This is a genomic window from Priestia abyssalis, from assembly GCF_002019595.1.
Lineage (GTDB): Bacteria > Bacillota > Bacilli > Bacillales > Bacillaceae_H > Bacillus_BA > Bacillus_BA abyssalis.
This window is the reverse complement of the sequence record NZ_KV917369.1, coordinates 2,744,624-2,761,165: the sequence shown is the minus strand read 5'-3', so window position 1 is coordinate 2,761,165 and position 16,542 is coordinate 2,744,624. Positions and strand designations below refer to the sequence as shown.

The following is a 16,542-nucleotide window of genomic DNA, read 5'->3' as shown; positions in this document are numbered from 1 at the left end:
AGGAGAATCGATCCATGATACATATATTAGTAGCAGATGATGATGTTCATATTCGTGAACTGCTGCGATATTATTTGCAGCAAGAAGGCTATATGTTATTTGAAGGAGAAGACGGCGAGGCGGCTTCTCTCATTTTAGAGAAAGAGCGAATTCATTTAGCCATTGTCGATATTATGATGCCTAATAAGGACGGCTATGAATTATGTGAAGAAATTCGAAAACATTATGATATACCCATTCTTATTCTGTCTGCGAAAGAACAATTGATCGATAAAGAGCGGGGTTTTTTGGCAGGAACGGATGATTATTTAGTAAAACCGTTTGAGCCGAAGGAGTTGTTGTTTCGGGTGAAGGCGCTTCTTCGGCGCTATCATATTGTCAGCTCAGAAAATATTGTGCTTAAAAACACAACCATTGATCGAAAAAGCTATGAAGTGAAATGCAACGGAAATACGGTTATGCTTCCCCTGAAAGAATTCGAGCTGTTGGCACAGCTGGCCAGCTATCCAGGGCGGACGTTTACGCGTGAACAATTAATCGAGCTCATTTGGGGAATTGATTTTGAAGGAGATATTCGAACAGTGGATGTTCATATTAAACGGTTACGCGAACGTTTTTCAAAGCGGACAGACGATTTTACAATTTCGACGGTTCGAGGAATAGGGTATAAGCTTGAGGTGAACGAAGCGTGAAGACACTATATGTCCGATTTGTTGTGACGGCAACCATCATTATCGTCACCAGCAGTTTACTCGCCTTCTTCATCGCGAATGCGTATTATCAAATCTATTTAAAACCGTTTAATGACCAGAAAATCACGAAAATCGCAAGCGAAGCAGCGGGGTTTGCTGCCTCAACACCTAATCTCAATATGGACGACTATTTAAATACGGTCGCACAAATGGGCTATCAAATTTATTTGAAGGATGAACAGGGAAGAGAATTGTATTTTGGCCGTTCTTTTAAGAAGAAAAATGTAGGCCGTGATGCCGTATCTTCTGTATTGGAGGGAGAAGTGTATCACGGGATTGCCAATTTTCCCAAAAAGGTATTCATTACCGGTTTTTTCGATAATGAATTGAGAAATACGGTTGGAGTCCCTTTTCAGTCGGAAGGAAAACGATACGCGCTGTTTATCCGACCCGATATCCAATTACAGTTTGGAGAAATGAGAATTTTCTTTGCGCAATTATTGGCCTTCAGCATCGGTTTAACGATGTTATTTATTTTCATTAGTACACGGTATGTCGTGAAGCCCATTCGCAACTTGACGAAGGCAACAAAGAAGATTGCAGAGGGGCAATACAATATACAGCTCGATGTAGAGCGAAAGGATGAAATCGGGCTGCTTGCACAGTCGTTCACGCGTATGGCGGCAAGTCTAAAGCGCTTGGATGAGATGAGACAGGAGTTTGTTTCCAATGTATCTCATGAAATCCAGTCACCGCTTACATCGATTCAAGGATTTTCACAAGCTCTGCGCACAGAGCAAGTAACAGAGGAGCAGCGCCAACAGTATTTATCGATTATCGAGGAAGAAAGCAGAAGACTGTCTATGATGAGTAAACAACTATTAATGCTCGCTTCTTTAGATAAAGAGCACGATATATTGGAGCTGACGACATTTGATGCAGCTGAACAGCTCAAACAAATTTTCCTTACCACCGCTTGGTACTGGAGGGAGAAGGAGTTAGCCATCGATATGAATTTACCCTCTATTTCGATAAACGGCGATAAACGATTTTTACACCAAGTATGGATGAACTTAGTTTATAACAGTATTAAATTTACTGATCCCGGCGGAACGATCTTTGTTTCAGCGTATCTAGATGACAACAGTGCGGTTCATGTAATCATCGAGGATACGGGAAAAGGAATTGACGAAGAAGATTTGCCTTACATATTCGACAGATACTATAAAGGAGATAAAGCGCGGAAACGAGAGGAAAGCGGAAGCGGACTCGGGCTTTCCATTGTCAAAAAAATTGTCGAGCTTCATAAAGGGACCGTTACTGTCCAAAGTGAAGCGGGAGTCGGGACGCGTTTTGAAATTATTCTACCGCAATAAAGAAACCTCCATCAGTGGGGGGGACTTCCCGTTAATACGGGATAAAGCGAAATGAGATGGCGATGAGACCGTCTTATTTCGCTTTTTTAGATTTTAGCGCTAATAAAGTCCAGCTGCAAACGTAATGATTTGTTCATGTTCCGTTCATTTTCTTTTTTTATGATTAGTTTGTGAGCAAGGAGGCTTAGGCTTCACATTAAGGAAAGACGAATGGAGATGACAAAATATGTTTCTTGCTGTACGCGAACTAAAACACGCGAAGTTACGTTACATGTTAATTGGGTTTATTATGATTCTTGTTGCATGGTTAACATTTATTGTTTCAGGGTTAGCGAATGGACTGGCGGCAGATAATGCATCCGCGATAGAAAATATGAAAGGGGATTACGTGGTCCTTCAAGATAATGCTGAGCAAAAGCTGGCTCGTTCTTCCATCCCGAATGAAAAGTTAGATGAGGTTCGTCGGCATGAAGGCGTGAAGGAGGCATTCCCTTTATCCCAAACGATGATGACATTGTCTCAAACAGGCAAAGATAAAAAAATTGATGTGACGATTTTCGGTGTCGAATCAAAAAGCATGATTATGCCCGATGTTTCAGAAGGGAAATTAATAGAAAAACTTGGTGAAAATGAAGTGATTGCCGATGCATCCTTAAAAGGAGACGGAGTGGTAATTGGCGATACACTGGAAAATAAAGATACGGGCGCAAGTATGACCATTGTTGGATTTGCAGAAGGTCAAATGTTTAGCCATATGCCGGTTCTGTATACAGACATAGAAAGCTGGAACCAAATGGTACAATCAACAGGAAGACAGCAAAAGCCTTCTTATAGTGCCATCATTGTTTCAGGGAACGAAGATGTATCAATTTCATTAGAAAAAAAGCTTTCCCATATAGAAGTGCTTACAAAAGAAGAAGTAATAAAAAACATTCCTGGATATAAAGAAGAGCAAGGGTCGCTGACCATGATGATTTCATTTTTAATTGTGATTGCGGCATTTGTACAAGCTGTATTCTTCTACGTCATTACACTGCAAAAAACAAATCAATTCGGTGTATTAAAAGCAATTGGGGCTAAAACATCTTATTTAGCGAAAAACTTGATTGGCCAAGTGCTGATTTTAGCGGCTGCAGCCATTGGAGTGAGCATTGCGCTTACATTCAGCGTAAGTGCCCTGTTCCCGGAAGGAATGCCATTTGAGTTAGGTACGGATACATTGGTGAAGTACTCTGCATTATTGATTGGTGTCGCAGTAATTGGAGCGCTTTTATCTTTACAACGTATTGCAAAAATAGATGCCATTGAAGCAATTGGGAGGGTCGAATAGTGACTGATAAATTAGTGCTTGAAAAGATTTATAAAGTGTACGGAGAAGGGGAAACCGCTGTTACAGCACTGCATCATGTATCTTTACGGGTGAAAGAGGGAGAATTCGTAGCGGTCGTTGGTCCATCCGGATCGGGAAAAAGTACGTTTTTATCCATTGCTGGTGCATTGCTTTCTCCGTCAAGCGGAAAGATTATAATTGATAAAGAAGACATTACAAATCTTTCACTGAAAGAATTGAATGACGTACGTGTTCAAAAGGTTGGATTTGTCTTCCAAGCGTCTAACCTTGTGCCGTATTTGAGTGTAGTAGATCAATTGCTGCTTGTAACCAGGTTAGCAGGGAGATCAGGCAAACAAGCAGAAATGAAAGCGAAGGAGTTATTAGAGCGTCTAGGCTTAGGTCATCGTATGGACCATTATCCGGAAAAACTGTCCGGCGGAGAACGTCAGCGTGTTGCGATTGCGCGTGCCTTCATGAATGATCCGGAAATCATTTTAGCGGATGAACCAACAGCAAGTTTGGATTCTAAGCGTGGCAGAGATGTTGCCGAAATGCTGGCGCATGAAGTCAAAATAAGGGGAAAAGCTGCAGTTATGGTAACCCATGACGAGCGTGTTCTAGATTTATGTGATCGTATCGTCATGATAAAAGACGGCACATTATATGAGCAAACACCTCAAAAGGGGTGAAAAGTTGACACGGGCCCATAATCCCTGTATATTTATGGCGTTGTGCCATTATCTTCAAATTTAGGCATGACAATTCCCTTTTTGATGGTGTGATGAAATGAAACAATTGATAAAACCAGTGTTAATCATCATTGGTTCAATTTCGTTGGTTTTAGGTGTTTTAGGTATTTTTTTGCCTTTATTGCCGACAACACCGTTTCTTTTACTTGCGGCAGCATGTTATATAAGAAGCTCAGAAAAGCTATACCAATGGTTAATTACTCATAAAATTCTTGGTCCGTATATCCAAAGCTTCCGTTCCGGGAACGGCATTCCCATAAGGGCAAAAATCATGGCCATTGCAATGGTATGGCTTTCGTTCGGTTTTTCAGCCATTTTCGTTGTCGAGACGTTTTTACTCAAAGCCCTTTTTATTTTCGGAGCCGTTTTTTGGACCGTTTTGATGTTATCGGTTAAAACGTTGAAAAAAACGACTGAACATGAAAAAGCAAATCAGCCGGGTGGATAGCTGGCTGAAAGCATTGCAAAAGAGACTGTCCTATAAGCCTCTAATAAAACACAAAAACTGTATTTTATTGAAAGTCCCCGTCACATAATCCCATGGTTTTACTAGATTTTTATGACGGGGCCTTTCCATCCTCTTTTTTTGTCATTAAGAGTATCAGTCTCTTATATGAATGGTATGCAACCTGAATTAGTCGTCATCTTCATCATCGTCCTCATCATCGTCTTCATAATCATAATCTTCTTGATCTGTAAATTCAAAATCGGCCTCTGTTCCATCCATATATTCTGCCACAAGTTTTACCTCTGCCGTTTTCCCTTTTTTTACTGCATCTAAAATGGTCCATAATGCTTTTTCTGTTGAAGTATCAGGGGAGAGAGAAAAACCATTCGTAAATTCACATTTAATTTTCGCTTTTTTAATTTCATGTGCCATGATTTTGTTCCTCCATTATTCCTTATTTTAAAAGCATTGACGTATAAAGGTATGCCGATAAGCTCTAATTTATGATCTATTCTAATCACATCTCAAAGTGTTTGCCCGTTATCAATCGTAAATACTTGCCCTGTGACAGACTCTTGAGTCAGCTGAAAAAGGATAGCCTCTGCAATATCATCAGGCGTTGAAATCCTTTTAAGCGGTACATACAATCATTCGCAGTTCGAAACCGTTTACAGTTACTTTGAAAGCATCATACTCATTTTGCCCCAACATGATCAAATTTTACTTGTAAATAGTGATCCAAGTTGTATATATAGGAGCAAGCTATTAGATTTTTATAGTAATAGTGATGTCAATCAGCCAACTATCTTGGAATTTGATTCATTTGAATCTATTCTGCAAGCTGCTAATGATGGGCTTGGTATTAGTATACTACCGGAAGATGTTATATACAGACGAAAAAAGACAAACACCCTCCATTACCAAAAACTACCCGAAAGAGTTAAGATTGATTTTGTGATTAAGCGTGGAAAACAGAAGCCACATAGTTTGAAAAAGTTCATTTATTTTTTGCAAGAATGATCACTTTGGGCTCTTTTGTAAAAGGATGAACCTTATAGTTGGGAGAATAACTAAACAAAAGGGAGGAATGCCCTTTTGTTTAGTCATGATAAAAGCGATGAAAGTCTTCCAAATCGAGTGGGTTATCATTCCCTTTTAAAGCGATGGATGCTGCCGCTAATTCGATTAGGCAAAGAACGGGCAACAAAAGAAATCCAAACATGTTTTAGCCTCCTTAGCTGATTTTTGGCGATAAGAGCCGCATGAGCACTTATCCCATTTTTATTTCCGAAATATAAAAGCCGTATCTACACTATAAAGTGTGAAACGCATTTCATAGCAAGCGCTAAAAAGATAATATTAGAGAGGGATGGATCATGAGCAATATACGTGATATTGCCAGCTTGGCAAACGTCTCCGTCACGACCGTATCACGAGTTCTAAATAATCACCCGTACGTGTCGGAGGAAAAAAGAGAAGCCGTCTGGCAAGCGGTTAAACAAATGAATTATCAAAAAAACATCAATGCGGTTCATTTATCAAAAGGAAAGACGAATGTAATCGGGGTGGTTATTCCGCATATTCATCATCCCTATTTCAGCTTGTTGCTTGAGGGAATCGCCCAAGAAGCACAGGTGAATGAATACAAATTGATGATGATCCAAACGAATTATGAAGCAGAAAAAGAGCTGGAAGCACTGGATATGCTGAAGCATAAACAAGTGGACGGATTGGTCATCACTTCGCGAGAAAGTCCACTAGATGCCATCATGGAATATGTTTCATACGGACCGATCGTTCTCTGCGAGGAAATTGATGATAAGGAGGTTTCGTCCGTCTGTATTGATCATTATTGTGCTTTTAAAGACGCGATGAATTATTTGGTTGAAAAAGGTCATCGGCATATCGGTTATTGCATTAACCGAACGGAAGGCAAAAGCAGTTTAAAACGAAGAGAAGCCTATACGGACGTATTGCAGGTGATTGGCGAACCATTGCGAGAAGAATGGATTTTTAAAGATTGTTTGTACATTGAAGACGGCGAGCGGGTTGTCATGGAATGGTTAAAGCTTCAAAAGCGCCCGACCGCGCTGCTTGTAACAAACGATTCTGTCGCTGCAGGGGTTATCATCCAATGCCAAAAACAAGCAATTGTTGTCCCCGATGATTTGGCCATCATTGGATTTGATAATGAGGATATTGCCAAATCTTTAAACATTACGACGATGGAATTGCCGCTTCGGGCGATGGGACAAAAAGCTTTTCAACAATGTTTGATGAAAGACTCCGCTTCTTGTGTTGTCATGCCATATAAATTGATTGACCGAAAGACGGTATAAACGAAGGCATAATCGCGCTATTTCTACAATATTCTATATGGATGTACGGTTTCTTTATCCATGATACAATGATAGGGATGGTAAACAAAAGAAAGCGGGGATGGTATTATGTTTAAAAAAGTGGCTTCTGATGTTCTTGGATTAAGTGATGTAGGGAGTGTCATTCAACCTCACGACTATGATAAGGTCGATGCGGATGATTATGTCATGCATGAAGATCAGGAGAAAATTTATTTCCTGATTAAATCCAAAACGGATGAATATTGTTTTACGAATAAAGCGCTCATTCATTTAGACGGAACAAGCGCCGTTAGTAAAAAGCGCACGCTTCGCCGTTATAATTACCATGAACATTTGATTTCCAACGTTGTGCTGGAAACGGCCGGAACCATCGATCTTTTTTGTTAACTAAATGTGTATACGATTGATGTATACGAAATACCTTTACTGAAGAAGATAATGGCTTCCAAATAGAGCATAAATCAGGATAACTTGCTGCACATTTTCTCTGATTGCTATCTTAACTAAAAACGTTTATAAAAGAAACAAGAATTTTATGCCATAATCTCAAAGTTAGTTTTGGTGACTAAGAAGTTAAAAATGTTTCTAAACTCGTTGAAAAACATCCCCAGCTCGATTAATTTACAACCATACATACGGAACTTGTAAGTCAGATAAATGGTTTAAACAAATGGTGGAAAATGATTTTATTTACTATTAATCATATATTAATTAAACAAGCCCCTTCCTTTCAGGAAGGGCTTGTTTGATTATGGAAGAAAGTCTGGATTTTCTGCGGTCTAGTAAATAAACAGATTGTCCTAAAGTGTAATGTTAATTTTCTTCTTTAACAAACGGACAGTTAGTTGAAGAAGGAATGTATAATGGTGATATACAGCAAACTCACTTTTAGGTGATTGGAAGTGGAATGAATTGATAAATATTAAATACGAAATTTTTGAGGATGATGTAGAGGAATTAAGGATTATAGACGTTTTGACCTTTGATAAAGAGTACCATCAAATTTATGGTCTTTTTACCCTTACTGTTGGTGAACACAATTTTATTCCGTCCCCCCCTGATAACATACCTTTGTCTGCCAAAAGAAGTTATTCTGAACTTATTCTTACACATTTTAAGCTTTTAAATGAAACAGTAAGTTTATTAGATACAAACGGTTATGTCGCTTTAAAATATATAGAAAACGATTCGCAGTGGTTAGAACTTAAGGTTGAAAAGGATTTAATAAAAGTAAGTGAATTGAAATATGAAATAAGAACTTCACTAGATAGCTTTATATGTACAGAGGAAAAATTCTTAAGAGGTGCTAAGTATGGTTCCTTTAAAGAAATCACTGTATTAAAAAAACAGTTCGAGAATGAAGTTAAGAAAAAGACCCGATTGTTTCTTGAAGAAATTAAGAGTATCAATCCTGTTTTGTTAGAATCGAAATTTTTTAACCGTATCGCAGGATAGACTTACTTTTTCTTGTTGAACTAACGGGGCAGGTTAGTGAAAAAAGGAAATAGACGTAATAAAAAAGAATGCTATATATTAAAAACTTGTCCTTACAGGAGCTGAAAATGAAAAAAATAATTTCTGTTACGTTGTTTTCTTTCTTAAGCATTCTTTTAGTTGGATGTAATGGAGCTCCCGATACCGAGGGATATGTTGTAAAAAAAGAAGAAGGAAGGATACTTGTAGTCAGCTCGGAATCGGAAGATTTTAGCTCTAGTGGTGGGCTTAAAGAAGCTTATAGTGCATATTGGGTTTCAAAGGTCCCTGAAGACGTTGAACTTGGTCAAAAGGTTCGTGTTTGGTTTTCAGGTCCTACTACAGATTCATATCCTGGCGGTGCGGGTGCCAAAAAGGTTTCTGTAATTAAAAGTAAAAAGCCTGACGGTGCAAACTTATCAGACACTCAAGCTCTTCGTAAGGCTCTGCTTAACGAAAAAATTGATGAGAATGAAGTTATAGTGGTTAAGAGAATAAAATACGATACAAAATTGGACAATTGGACAATTCGTCTTAGGGAAACTTTGAAAACACCAGGAGAACCAGAGGAATTTGACCTTCAGGTAAAGGATAAATAAAGTTTGATATTTATATGGCTTCTTGAACTAACGGAGGCTAGAGTTAAATAAGTTAAGGCTGTTTCGGCAGCCTTTTTCTTATTCAACAAACGGGGCAGGTTTGTGAAAGAATACCAATGGGTTTTTATGGTGATATGGTAATTAGAGAGGGGAGAAAAAGAATGAAAAATTTAATTATTGGTATTATAGTTTTACTTATTCTTTGGTTAATACCCCAGTTCATAAACGCATCAGTGATTCCTATTGTAATAGAATGGGCTACAAAATTCATTCTGCCTTGGATAATATTGTATTGGTTTATAAGGTTGGTTAAAAATTTAGAAAAAAAATAATAACCCTCAAGTTGTCGCTTCTTGTGCTAACGGTACAGTTTAGTACAACAATGTGAAACCTTCTTTACAATTAAGTCGTATAAAATTATACAAAATCAATCAAATTTTGATTAAGCTAAAAGAGGGATTTAAATTGGGAAATCAAGAAATTTTCTTGTATTATTTTATACTCATACTTGGAGTCTTGTTTGTTTTAGCGGCAATGTTTATCTTTATTGCTATGTATAGTAACAAAGATTATACAATATTAAATGTAGGTAAAAGCTTTGGAATCTTTTTACTTGGTGTTTTATTTTTAGCCATTACTCTCCCAAGCCTAAAATATATGGTTCTAAAGGAATATGATGTCGTCGCAGGGAAATGTGTTATCGAAATAGATTCATCAGGTCGTTCTTCTGAAGCGGGCTTTAGAATACTCGATTCAGATGAAATATTTACCTTCAGAGATATTCCTGCACTTGATGCTTATGGAAAGTCAATTCCTTATTATTGTGAGGTGACAGTTACAAAAGACCATATGTTTGAAATTAGTTATAAAATATACGATGTTAAAACACGAAAGTTAATATTACCGAGTAAATAGTCTTTATAGATACTACAGTTTGTAAATAAATCTTCTTGAACTAACGGAGGCTTTACTTCAATAAGGAGTAAGGCTTTTTTGTTGAACTACTGGCAGGTTAGTTGAATAAGGAGTACCTTATAACAACTGATAAATCTAGTGAAAATAAGGTTATAATCAAATTATAGATAATAAAATTAAACACCTGAGAGAAGGTTTTTAAATGAAAAAGTTGGTGATATCTTTGTTACTTACGCTAACACTTATTTCTTTATTTGGCTGTCAAAGTAAAGACTACAAATATGTACCTGGAAAGGATACGATAGAAATCTTTGGGGATGGCACCTATCAAATTTTAAGAAGTGTAGATGAAAATAACAAAGAGTTTAAAGTGCTGTATAACGTTGAAAAACAAGAGGAAGTTGTAAAGAATGTTTTGGCTTATAAAGAACATAAATCACTACTTTATGTTGTAGGAGAAGACGGTAAATATACTGTTCTGGACTATAATAAAAATAAGATTATACAGTACAGTAATATCGAAATGATCCCTGAAGGGGATCGGGGGATATTTAACGAATTAAAAGCAAAATAATCACTCTGCCATCTTCAACTAACAGGGGCATTAGTTCAAGAAGGAACGGAAAAGCCGGACTAAAAACCGGCTTTTTTCTTTGATAAAAAATCAACACTATCGTTTAACGGAACCATTAGAAAAAACAGAATGTAATCTGAAAAATATGGTCTGTTAGGCCTTCACGGAGTGCAATTAAAAATTAGGAAAAATGCTATTTATATAATCCACTGTTCCTGCTAGATCGGGGAACAAGGTTTTAATGGTAATATCTTTTTTTAATAGGTGCTGTTCAATTTCAGTTGCAGCATCCGGATGTATATCTATATAATCCAAAACTACGTCTGCATCAGGAAAATCTTCTCTTAAAGGGCTAGTCCTAACAGGAGACTTGGCTGTATTGATTTCAGTCTTTAAAATCTTATTTAATGCGTAAACGTTTGGACTAAGAGCATTTCTAGTTGAATGTAGTGTAAACACTCCCCGTTGCGCTTCGATCCTTTTATTAAAACCATCATAGTTGAATTGATAAGGGTCAAAAGCATAGATATCATTGCTCACTGAGAATGAATCTAAAAAGTCAAAGTAAGACTTTTGACCATAGGGTTTAATAACTCCATATTTTCCCCAAAAAACCTCATTTAAGAGATGGGGGTCCAATAACCAAAGGCGGGCATTTTGCTTTTTATCCCAGTTATACGTAGCAAAAAACAATGCAACTAAAGGTTTATAAGACCAATCTAAAAATCTTGTCTTTACACCATAATGTTGCATCAGGTAAATCAATTCCCATTCTGTGAACTCTTTACCTTTTATTTCTTCTACGTTTTTAAATATGTCGAACATTTTTCTTTCGATATCTTGAATCTCAGAATGATAAGTTTTCCGTGGTAAAGACCGCTGTAAACTGGGAACTAAATCGTAGGTCCAGTCAACGACCCCTCTATACCATATCCCATTCCGTTCTATTTTCTGTTCAAATTCATCAATATAATCTTTAATTTCCTTTAAACTTCTTGCTGTTTTTTCCAAATAAGCACCCCCTATAATACAAATTAACTTCTCTATTTTTACATAAAGCCCACAATAGTCCATTTTTTTGCTCAGCAAGTGCCATATTTTAATTAAAAGGGAGTGTGTGAAGTGTTCTACTTAAAGTAACGGTGGCTAGAGTTAAACAAGTTAAGGCTGCTGCGGCAGCCTTTTCCTTCTTCAACAAACGAAGCAGTTTAGTTGAAGAAGAATGGGACTGGAATCATTTCAAAATGATATAATTCTTCTCATTGGAAGGTTAAGTTATTGAGTATTCTGGGAGGATTTTAGATGGAACGAGCGGGAGCTTGGATTAAAGTAATTTCAATTTTAATTGCTATTGTGGTAGTATGGTTTTTCCTATTCGGAATACGACTAATCGGCTATTTTTCAGCCATAAGTGAAAGAGGGCTTCGAGCAACGGAATGTGGGACGCAGGGTTGTAGTGATGTCGTGTTTTTTTTGAATACAGCTTGGACATACTCATTTTTTATTATTATTCCATTTATTATTCCATTAGTTCTTGTAATTTACTGGAGTTTAAAGAATAACAAAAGAAGTTCTTAAACAAACGGGGGCTTGAGTTTAAGAATGGAGGTAGCTGCGGCACCTCCATTCCTTATTGAACAAACGGGCAGTTTAGTTCAACAAGAAAAAAGCTATAGATGCTAAAAATAATGCTGGGAAAAGGATTTCTTCGTAAGGATTATTGCTTTAAGATTATAAAAGAGGTGTTTCTTTATTGAATGATAAAATGATTAAAAATCAAGATTTATAAATTTATAAGAGGTAGAGGTACTGATAGAATGATCAAAAAAATATTAGCAGCTGTTCTTACATCCCTCGTCATAGCAACTTTTGCAGGATTAACAAGTTACTTACCTTCACCAGAAGACGTTTATCCTCTTTCTTTTCAGGATGAATTTGTATATACACTCGTTTATCTTACTCCTGTTCTCTTGGCTATTCTTGTTCCTGTGTCTATTGTGGTGGATTTGTTGCATTGGGTATATTCGAAGTACTTTGTTTCTAAAATAAACCCTTACATATTCAAATTAATATCTTATTCCTTAATTGGTTTATTGTCTTCCTTTATACCAGGGATAGCAATATCTTACGTATTATTTGCTTTAGTCCTCTTCTTTCACATTTTGATATTGATTAGTAAGATGGGGAGAAAAAATGGGCAAGTTCACATAAAGCCTACTCCTTGAGAAACCATTTAAACAAAAACTTTAAAACCCTATTCGGGAAGTGTAGACCCTTCTCGTTATATTTTTCTTATTGAACAAACGGGGGTAGTTCAAGAAGGTTATTGTTTCATTCAACAAGAATATATATAATATCGACCCAAAACTAATATGAGGTGGATTTAAAATGGATAAAAGAGTTCAATTCGACTTTGAAATCGAGTTTACTAATGGCGGTGGATTACAGGGACAGGATTTTCGTCTTGATATTGATGGAGATGACATTACTGATGAAGAGTTAGCGAAGTATATCGTAGAGGATATGAGGTTGCTAATGGTTGGGGAAGTCAGGATACTCAACAAAAAAATAATTAATGAAAAACATAAACGAAAATCTGTTGATAAGAAGTTTGAGTAATAATCTCAAGCAAAATATAAGAGGAATCACTTTTTATATGGTAAAAATTAAGCTGCCAAATAGGTGGCTTTTAGTTCAACTAACGGAGGTAGCTGCGGCACCTCCTTTTCTTATTGAACTAAACCAGCTAATAGTTTGTCAACATTTTTCAATAAAAACTTAAATTATTTCATGCTATACTAAAAATACGCACACCAAATAACCTTCCACTACCTTAATTTTGGAAGGTTTTGTTTTATTTAGTTAGATATAGTCATTAAGCTATATCTTGGAAAATTGTTCTGTTTTTTAATAAGGCAAAAATCCAATGTAAGAGCTTGTTTACACAAGCAATGACAGCGACCTTAAAGGGCTTTCCTTCTTCGCGTTTCTTATCATAAAACTCCCGCATTCTTTTGTTTCTAGGGAGTATTTCATCTGTGGTTTTCTTCTTACGACAATCACGAATGGCACAACGAACTGCCATATATAAGGCATGGCGAAGTCTACTTGATCCTCTTTTAGTAATACGGTTTTGGGTAGCTCTAAATTTACCAGATTCAAATACACTAGGATCAACACCAGCGAAAGCGACAAGCTTTTTAGGGTGGTTAAATCGATCTATCTCACCGATTTCAGAAATAATCGTGGCAGCGATTTTTTCTCCAATGCCGGGGATGGATTTGATAATATTATATTCTTCAATTTCTTTAGCGAGAGCGTCTATCTCTGACTCTAATCTTGATAGATGCTCTTTGTATTGAAGAATAATGTTAATGTACATACCTAAGCTTAATATATGACTCTGGTAGACTGTTTTTTCAAAAGGATTACGAGCTGCCGCCTCTTTTAGTTTTAGAGCTTTTTCATTTGCCCATCTGATTGAGCGACTTTGACATAATTCTTTGATCTTATTCGAGATTGTTTCATCACTAGCCTTTAATATGTCTTCAGATGACGGAAACTCTTGTAATGTTAAGAGTGATACCACAGAATACAAATCACCGAAAACTCCTCGATATTCAGGAAATACCTGATCAAGTACAGCCTGAAATTGAAGCTTAGTCTGAATCATAACGCCTGTAATATTTTCGTGTTGTCTCGTAAGATTACGAAGGTTTAATAACTGAATCCCTCGCTTTTTGTATGGCTCTAATTCCTCTTTATAATACAATTCACAGAGTAGGTATGCATCGACTGCATCTGTCTTTACTTTTCTTAGACTTGAACTCTTTGCCTTATACGAAATTAAAGGATTAATAATAATTAATAAATACCCACGTTCATCTAGATATTGGACAACTGGTGTCTGATAGTGTCCAGTTGCTTCTAGAATCACAGGAGGCTTCTGACCTGTTTCTTTCTGCACATCATCTAAGAACTCTACAAGTAAACCAAGCCCATCAAGAGTATGAGATACTTTAAAGCTCTTACGAAAAGGTTTGCCTTTATCTACAAAAGCTTGAACTTGACTTTCTCCCTTTGAAATATCCAGACCAACGACTGGATTCATCCTCCATCATCTCCTAATCTCTTATTTGCCGGTACCCCTAATTCCTTCTTGCAGTGTCACAGCTTCGCTTGTTATACGAGATCTAGGTCCCAACCAGCCTCAATCATGTTTCTACAAGTAGGGGGCAAACTGTTTAGCTGACGGGATCTAGGTCCCACGGGCAGTTACGTTTTACCCCGGCTACCGTTATAATAAGACCATATAAAAAATGGTCAACCAGAAATATTTTCTTATCTGGCTGACCTTATAATACGAAGGGGCAGAATAGTTTAAGAAGAAATAAGGTTCTCTAAACTAATGGATCTTAAACTGAGATTTTCATTGAATAGCACACCAAAAAATGGATAATTGAAGTGAGGCTTCCTTATATTTGGAGAGGAGAATTTTAAATGTGGGAAACTATTGTAAATATAAGTTTAATAATCGTTGTTTTCCTTGGTGTTATTTTCTTTATTAAGAAGATTGTAAATAGCGATAAAAAAGACTTGCCTAATTCCCCTAGTTACACACCTTCAACTAATCTTGATGAAGGAAAAAATGAAGGGTTAGATATTACTCAAGGTGCGAAAATACCTTTGGATACTAAGCAGGAAATACCCTATAACGAACGAAACATCAAACAATAAAAACAGATGTTGTTGCACTAAAGGAGGCTAGAGTTGAAGAAAGGAGGTAGCTGCGGCACCTCCTTTTCTTATTCAACAAACGGAGCAGGGTAGTTTAACAAAATGAAACATATAATTTTTTTAGGTCGTCCCACTTTACCTTGTAACCTTTTTATAGATTTGACAGTCTGATTTATTAACAGGAGGTGGAAGAGATGAAGAGATTTTACTCCTTTTTGTTTGTATTATTCCTTCTTGTTTTAACTGGATGTCAAAATGAATTAACAGAAAATATTATGACAGGAGGGACTAAAGATACCGTCGATAAATCGGATAACTATGAAATTCAAGGAAGAATTGTACAAGTGGAAAACAGCAGTATGACAGTAGTTAATGCTGTTTCTAAAGAAATGATAAAGAAATACAATACAAACGAAATTCTTAGCAAACGACACGGAAAGGCAGTTATATTTTCTTTTAAAGATACTTCTAAAAAATTTGAAATTGGTCAATTAGTAAGGGTGTGGAGGGACAAAAACAGTCCTATTTTAGAGTCTGATCCCCCACAAATGTCTGCATCTAAAGTGGAGATAATAGAGGATTAGATTGTAATTTAAAAATGATTCTTGTTGGGCTAACGGGAGCTTGAGTTTAACAATGGAGGTGCCAAAGCTACCTCCGTTTCTTATTGAACAAACGGGGCAGTGGTATGTCAACACTAAACTAGACAGATTTTTTAAGGTGTTCAAGTTTATAATTAATTGGACTTACATAACCAAGTGTCCCATGAATTCGGATGTGGTTAAACCAGTGGACATAGTCATGTAGTTCTCTTGTTAATTCTTCTAAACTCTCAAAATGTTGACCTTTCACAAACTCTGTTTTGATGATTTTAAACGTTGCTTCAGCCACAGCGTTGTCATAGGGGCAGCCCTTCATGCTTAATGATCGTTGAATGTTAAACGTCTCTAACGCATCGTCCATTAGCTTATTTTTAAACTCATTCCCACGATCCGTATGGAAAAGCTGAATGTTACGGAGATCACCCTTGATGGAGGCGAAGGCACGATAGACGAGTAACGCATCTTTGTTCGGACCTGCGCTGTAACCCACGATTTCCCGATTAAAGAGATCGACAAATACACATACGTAATGCCATTTTTGTTTGACTCTTACGTACGTTAAATCACTTACGAGCGCTGTCATCTCTTCTTCTTGGTTGAACTCGCGGTTTAGTTCGTTCTTCTGTTCGGATTCGTTACAGGATTTCGCATGTGGTTTAAATTGAGCTATGGTGTAAGTAGAAA

21 protein-coding genes and 2 pseudogenes are annotated in these 16,542 nt (G+C 36.9%); 17 read left to right on the top strand and 6 right to left on the bottom strand.

Annotated elements, in window-relative coordinates; all coding sequences use genetic code 11:
• Positions 1-14 precede the first annotated feature (14 nt).
• The 5 genes from BK575_RS13220 to BK575_RS13200 all read left to right on the top strand — a co-directional run bounded on the left by BK575_RS13220 (position 15) and on the right by BK575_RS13200 (position 4,598).
• The gene (locus BK575_RS13220) at positions 15-692 is read left to right on the top strand and encodes a response regulator transcription factor (RefSeq protein WP_078410787.1); all 678 of its coding nucleotides are present in this window, start codon (positions 15-17) and stop codon (positions 690-692) included.
• On the top strand, positions 689-2,068 hold the full coding sequence (locus BK575_RS13215) for a sensor histidine kinase (protein ID WP_078410786.1): 1,380 nt from the start codon (positions 689-691) through the stop codon (positions 2,066-2,068). The genes BK575_RS13220 and BK575_RS13215 overlap by 4 nt, the downstream gene beginning before the upstream one ends.
• A 226-nt stretch (positions 2,069-2,294) precedes the next feature.
• Positions 2,295-3,398: an ABC transporter permease gene (locus BK575_RS13210; RefSeq protein WP_078410785.1), complete on the top strand. Its 1,104-nt coding sequence runs from the start codon at positions 2,295-2,297 to the stop codon at positions 3,396-3,398.
• Entirely contained in the window at positions 3,395-4,090 is a 696-nt protein-coding gene (locus BK575_RS13205) for an ABC transporter ATP-binding protein (RefSeq protein ID WP_078410784.1), read from the top strand. The genes BK575_RS13210 and BK575_RS13205 overlap by 4 nt, the downstream gene beginning before the upstream one ends.
• Positions 4,091-4,187: 97 nt before the next feature.
• The gene (locus BK575_RS13200; RefSeq protein ID WP_078410783.1) at positions 4,188-4,598 is read left to right on the top strand and encodes a YbaN family protein; all 411 of its coding nucleotides are present in this window, start codon (positions 4,188-4,190) and stop codon (positions 4,596-4,598) included.
• Between the two features lie 186 nt (positions 4,599-4,784).
• On the opposite strand, the gene BK575_RS13195 is transcribed toward BK575_RS13200, so the two are convergent.
• On the bottom strand, positions 4,785-5,030 hold the full coding sequence (locus tag BK575_RS13195) for a hypothetical protein (RefSeq protein ID WP_078410782.1): 246 nt from the start codon (positions 5,028-5,030) through the stop codon (positions 4,785-4,787).
• Between the two features lie 92 nt (positions 5,031-5,122).
• A pseudogene (locus BK575_RS29085) lies at positions 5,123-5,239 on the bottom strand (3-ketoacyl-ACP reductase); the annotation flags it as partial.
• Between the two features lie 58 nt (positions 5,240-5,297).
• On the opposite strand from BK575_RS29085, the gene BK575_RS13190 reads away from it, so the two are divergent.
• Positions 5,298-5,618, top strand: a complete 321-nt coding sequence (locus BK575_RS13190) for a LysR substrate-binding domain-containing protein (RefSeq protein WP_235867385.1) — start codon at positions 5,298-5,300, stop codon at positions 5,616-5,618.
• Positions 5,619-5,697: 79 nt separating this feature from the next.
• On the opposite strand, the gene BK575_RS29365 is transcribed toward BK575_RS13190, so the two are convergent.
• Positions 5,698-5,820, bottom strand: coding sequence for a hypothetical protein (locus BK575_RS29365; protein ID WP_268877725.1), 123 nt, complete (start codon positions 5,818-5,820; stop codon positions 5,698-5,700).
• A gap of 154 nt (positions 5,821-5,974) precedes the next feature.
• Here BK575_RS29365 and BK575_RS13185 point away from each other — a divergent pair, with 154 nt between their 5' ends.
• From BK575_RS13185 to BK575_RS13160, 7 genes and pseudogenes are all read left to right on the top strand, one after another.
• The gene (locus BK575_RS13185; protein WP_078410780.1) at positions 5,975-6,937 is read left to right on the top strand and encodes a LacI family DNA-binding transcriptional regulator; all 963 of its coding nucleotides are present in this window, start codon (positions 5,975-5,977) and stop codon (positions 6,935-6,937) included.
• A 108-nt stretch (positions 6,938-7,045) separates the two neighbouring features.
• Positions 7,046-7,336, top strand: a pseudogene (locus tag BK575_RS13180) (PH domain-containing protein); the annotation flags it as partial.
• 534 nt (positions 7,337-7,870) lie between these two features.
• Positions 7,871-8,413: a hypothetical protein gene (locus BK575_RS13175; protein WP_078410778.1), complete on the top strand. Its 543-nt coding sequence runs from the start codon at positions 7,871-7,873 to the stop codon at positions 8,411-8,413.
• A 107-nt stretch (positions 8,414-8,520) separates the two neighbouring features.
• Positions 8,521-9,030 carry a DUF3221 domain-containing protein gene (locus BK575_RS13170; protein WP_169907784.1) on the top strand — a complete coding sequence of 170 codons (510 nt, stop codon included), beginning with the start codon at positions 8,521-8,523 and terminating at the stop codon, positions 9,028-9,030.
• 161 nt (positions 9,031-9,191) lie between these two features.
• Complete coding sequence (locus tag BK575_RS28615; RefSeq protein WP_169907782.1) at positions 9,192-9,362, top strand: hypothetical protein; 171 nt, start codon at positions 9,192-9,194, stop codon at positions 9,360-9,362.
• A 133-nt stretch (positions 9,363-9,495) separates the two neighbouring features.
• Positions 9,496-9,945 (top strand): hypothetical protein, encoded by a 450-nt coding sequence (locus tag BK575_RS13165; protein ID WP_078410776.1) that lies wholly within the window; start codon positions 9,496-9,498, stop codon positions 9,943-9,945.
• Positions 9,946-10,147: 202 nt separating this feature from the next.
• Positions 10,148-10,519 (top strand): hypothetical protein, encoded by a 372-nt coding sequence (locus BK575_RS13160; RefSeq protein WP_078410775.1) that lies wholly within the window; start codon positions 10,148-10,150, stop codon positions 10,517-10,519.
• Between the two features lie 174 nt (positions 10,520-10,693).
• On the opposite strand, the gene BK575_RS13155 is transcribed toward BK575_RS13160, so the two are convergent.
• On the bottom strand, positions 10,694-11,530 hold the full coding sequence (locus BK575_RS13155; protein ID WP_169907780.1) for an FRG domain-containing protein: 837 nt from the start codon (positions 11,528-11,530) through the stop codon (positions 10,694-10,696).
• Between the two features lie 291 nt (positions 11,531-11,821).
• Between BK575_RS13155 and BK575_RS13150 the strand changes: the two genes are divergently transcribed.
• Both BK575_RS13150 and BK575_RS13140 read left to right on the top strand, forming a co-directional pair.
• Positions 11,822-12,097 carry a hypothetical protein gene (locus BK575_RS13150; protein WP_078410773.1) on the top strand — a complete coding sequence of 92 codons (276 nt, stop codon included), beginning with the start codon at positions 11,822-11,824 and terminating at the stop codon, positions 12,095-12,097.
• A gap of 810 nt (positions 12,098-12,907) precedes the next feature.
• Positions 12,908-13,138, top strand: a complete 231-nt coding sequence (locus BK575_RS13140; protein ID WP_078410771.1) for a cyclase — start codon at positions 12,908-12,910, stop codon at positions 13,136-13,138.
• 256 nt (positions 13,139-13,394) lie between these two features.
• Here BK575_RS13140 and BK575_RS13135 read toward each other — a convergent pair whose 3' ends face one another.
• Complete coding sequence (locus tag BK575_RS13135; RefSeq protein WP_078410279.1) at positions 13,395-14,630, bottom strand: IS110 family RNA-guided transposase; 1,236 nt, start codon at positions 14,628-14,630, stop codon at positions 13,395-13,397.
• A 389-nt stretch (positions 14,631-15,019) separates the two neighbouring features.
• Here BK575_RS13135 and BK575_RS13130 point away from each other — a divergent pair, with 389 nt between their 5' ends.
• Both BK575_RS13130 and BK575_RS13125 read left to right on the top strand, forming a co-directional pair.
• Positions 15,020-15,256, top strand: coding sequence for a hypothetical protein (locus BK575_RS13130; RefSeq protein ID WP_078410770.1), 237 nt, complete (start codon positions 15,020-15,022; stop codon positions 15,254-15,256).
• 194 nt (positions 15,257-15,450) lie between these two features.
• The gene (locus BK575_RS13125; RefSeq protein WP_078410769.1) at positions 15,451-15,840 is read left to right on the top strand and encodes a DUF3221 domain-containing protein; all 390 of its coding nucleotides are present in this window, start codon (positions 15,451-15,453) and stop codon (positions 15,838-15,840) included.
• Positions 15,841-15,958: 118 nt separating this feature from the next.
• On the opposite strand, the gene BK575_RS13120 is transcribed toward BK575_RS13125, so the two are convergent.
• On the bottom strand, positions 15,959-16,542 hold a 584-nt coding region (locus BK575_RS13120), incomplete at its 5' end, for an IS3 family transposase (protein WP_235867384.1).

What these genes read in the sequence shown, in the direction of transcription:
- BK575_RS13220 (WP_078410787.1), top strand. Translation starts at nt 15, where the DNA reads ATGATACATATATTAGTAGCAGATGATGATGTTCATATTCGTGAACTG.
- BK575_RS13210 (WP_078410785.1), top strand. Translation starts at nt 2,295, where the DNA reads ATGTTTCTTGCTGTACGCGAACTAAAACACGCGAAGTTACGTTACATG.
- BK575_RS13200 (WP_078410783.1), top strand. Translation starts at nt 4,188, where the DNA reads ATGAAACAATTGATAAAACCAGTGTTAATCATCATTGGTTCAATTTCG.
- BK575_RS13195 (WP_078410782.1), bottom strand. Translation starts at nt 5,030, where the DNA reads ATGGCACATGAAATTAAAAAAGCGAAAATTAAATGTGAATTTACGAAT.
- BK575_RS29365 (WP_268877725.1), bottom strand. Translation starts at nt 5,820, where the DNA reads ATGTTTGGATTTCTTTTGTTGCCCGTTCTTTGCCTAATCGAATTAGCG.
- BK575_RS13185 (WP_078410780.1), top strand. Translation starts at nt 5,975, where the DNA reads ATGAGCAATATACGTGATATTGCCAGCTTGGCAAACGTCTCCGTCACG.
- BK575_RS13170 (WP_169907784.1), top strand. Translation starts at nt 8,521, where the DNA reads ATGAAAAAAATAATTTCTGTTACGTTGTTTTCTTTCTTAAGCATTCTT.
- BK575_RS28615 (WP_169907782.1), top strand. Translation starts at nt 9,192, where the DNA reads ATGAAAAATTTAATTATTGGTATTATAGTTTTACTTATTCTTTGGTTA.
- BK575_RS13160 (WP_078410775.1), top strand. Translation starts at nt 10,148, where the DNA reads ATGAAAAAGTTGGTGATATCTTTGTTACTTACGCTAACACTTATTTCT.
- BK575_RS13150 (WP_078410773.1), top strand. Translation starts at nt 11,822, where the DNA reads ATGGAACGAGCGGGAGCTTGGATTAAAGTAATTTCAATTTTAATTGCT.
- BK575_RS13140 (WP_078410771.1), top strand. Translation starts at nt 12,908, where the DNA reads ATGGATAAAAGAGTTCAATTCGACTTTGAAATCGAGTTTACTAATGGC.
- BK575_RS13135 (WP_078410279.1), bottom strand. Translation starts at nt 14,630, where the DNA reads ATGAATCCAGTCGTTGGTCTGGATATTTCAAAGGGAGAAAGTCAAGTT.
- BK575_RS13130 (WP_078410770.1), top strand. Translation starts at nt 15,020, where the DNA reads ATGTGGGAAACTATTGTAAATATAAGTTTAATAATCGTTGTTTTCCTT.
- BK575_RS13125 (WP_078410769.1), top strand. Translation starts at nt 15,451, where the DNA reads ATGAAGAGATTTTACTCCTTTTTGTTTGTATTATTCCTTCTTGTTTTA.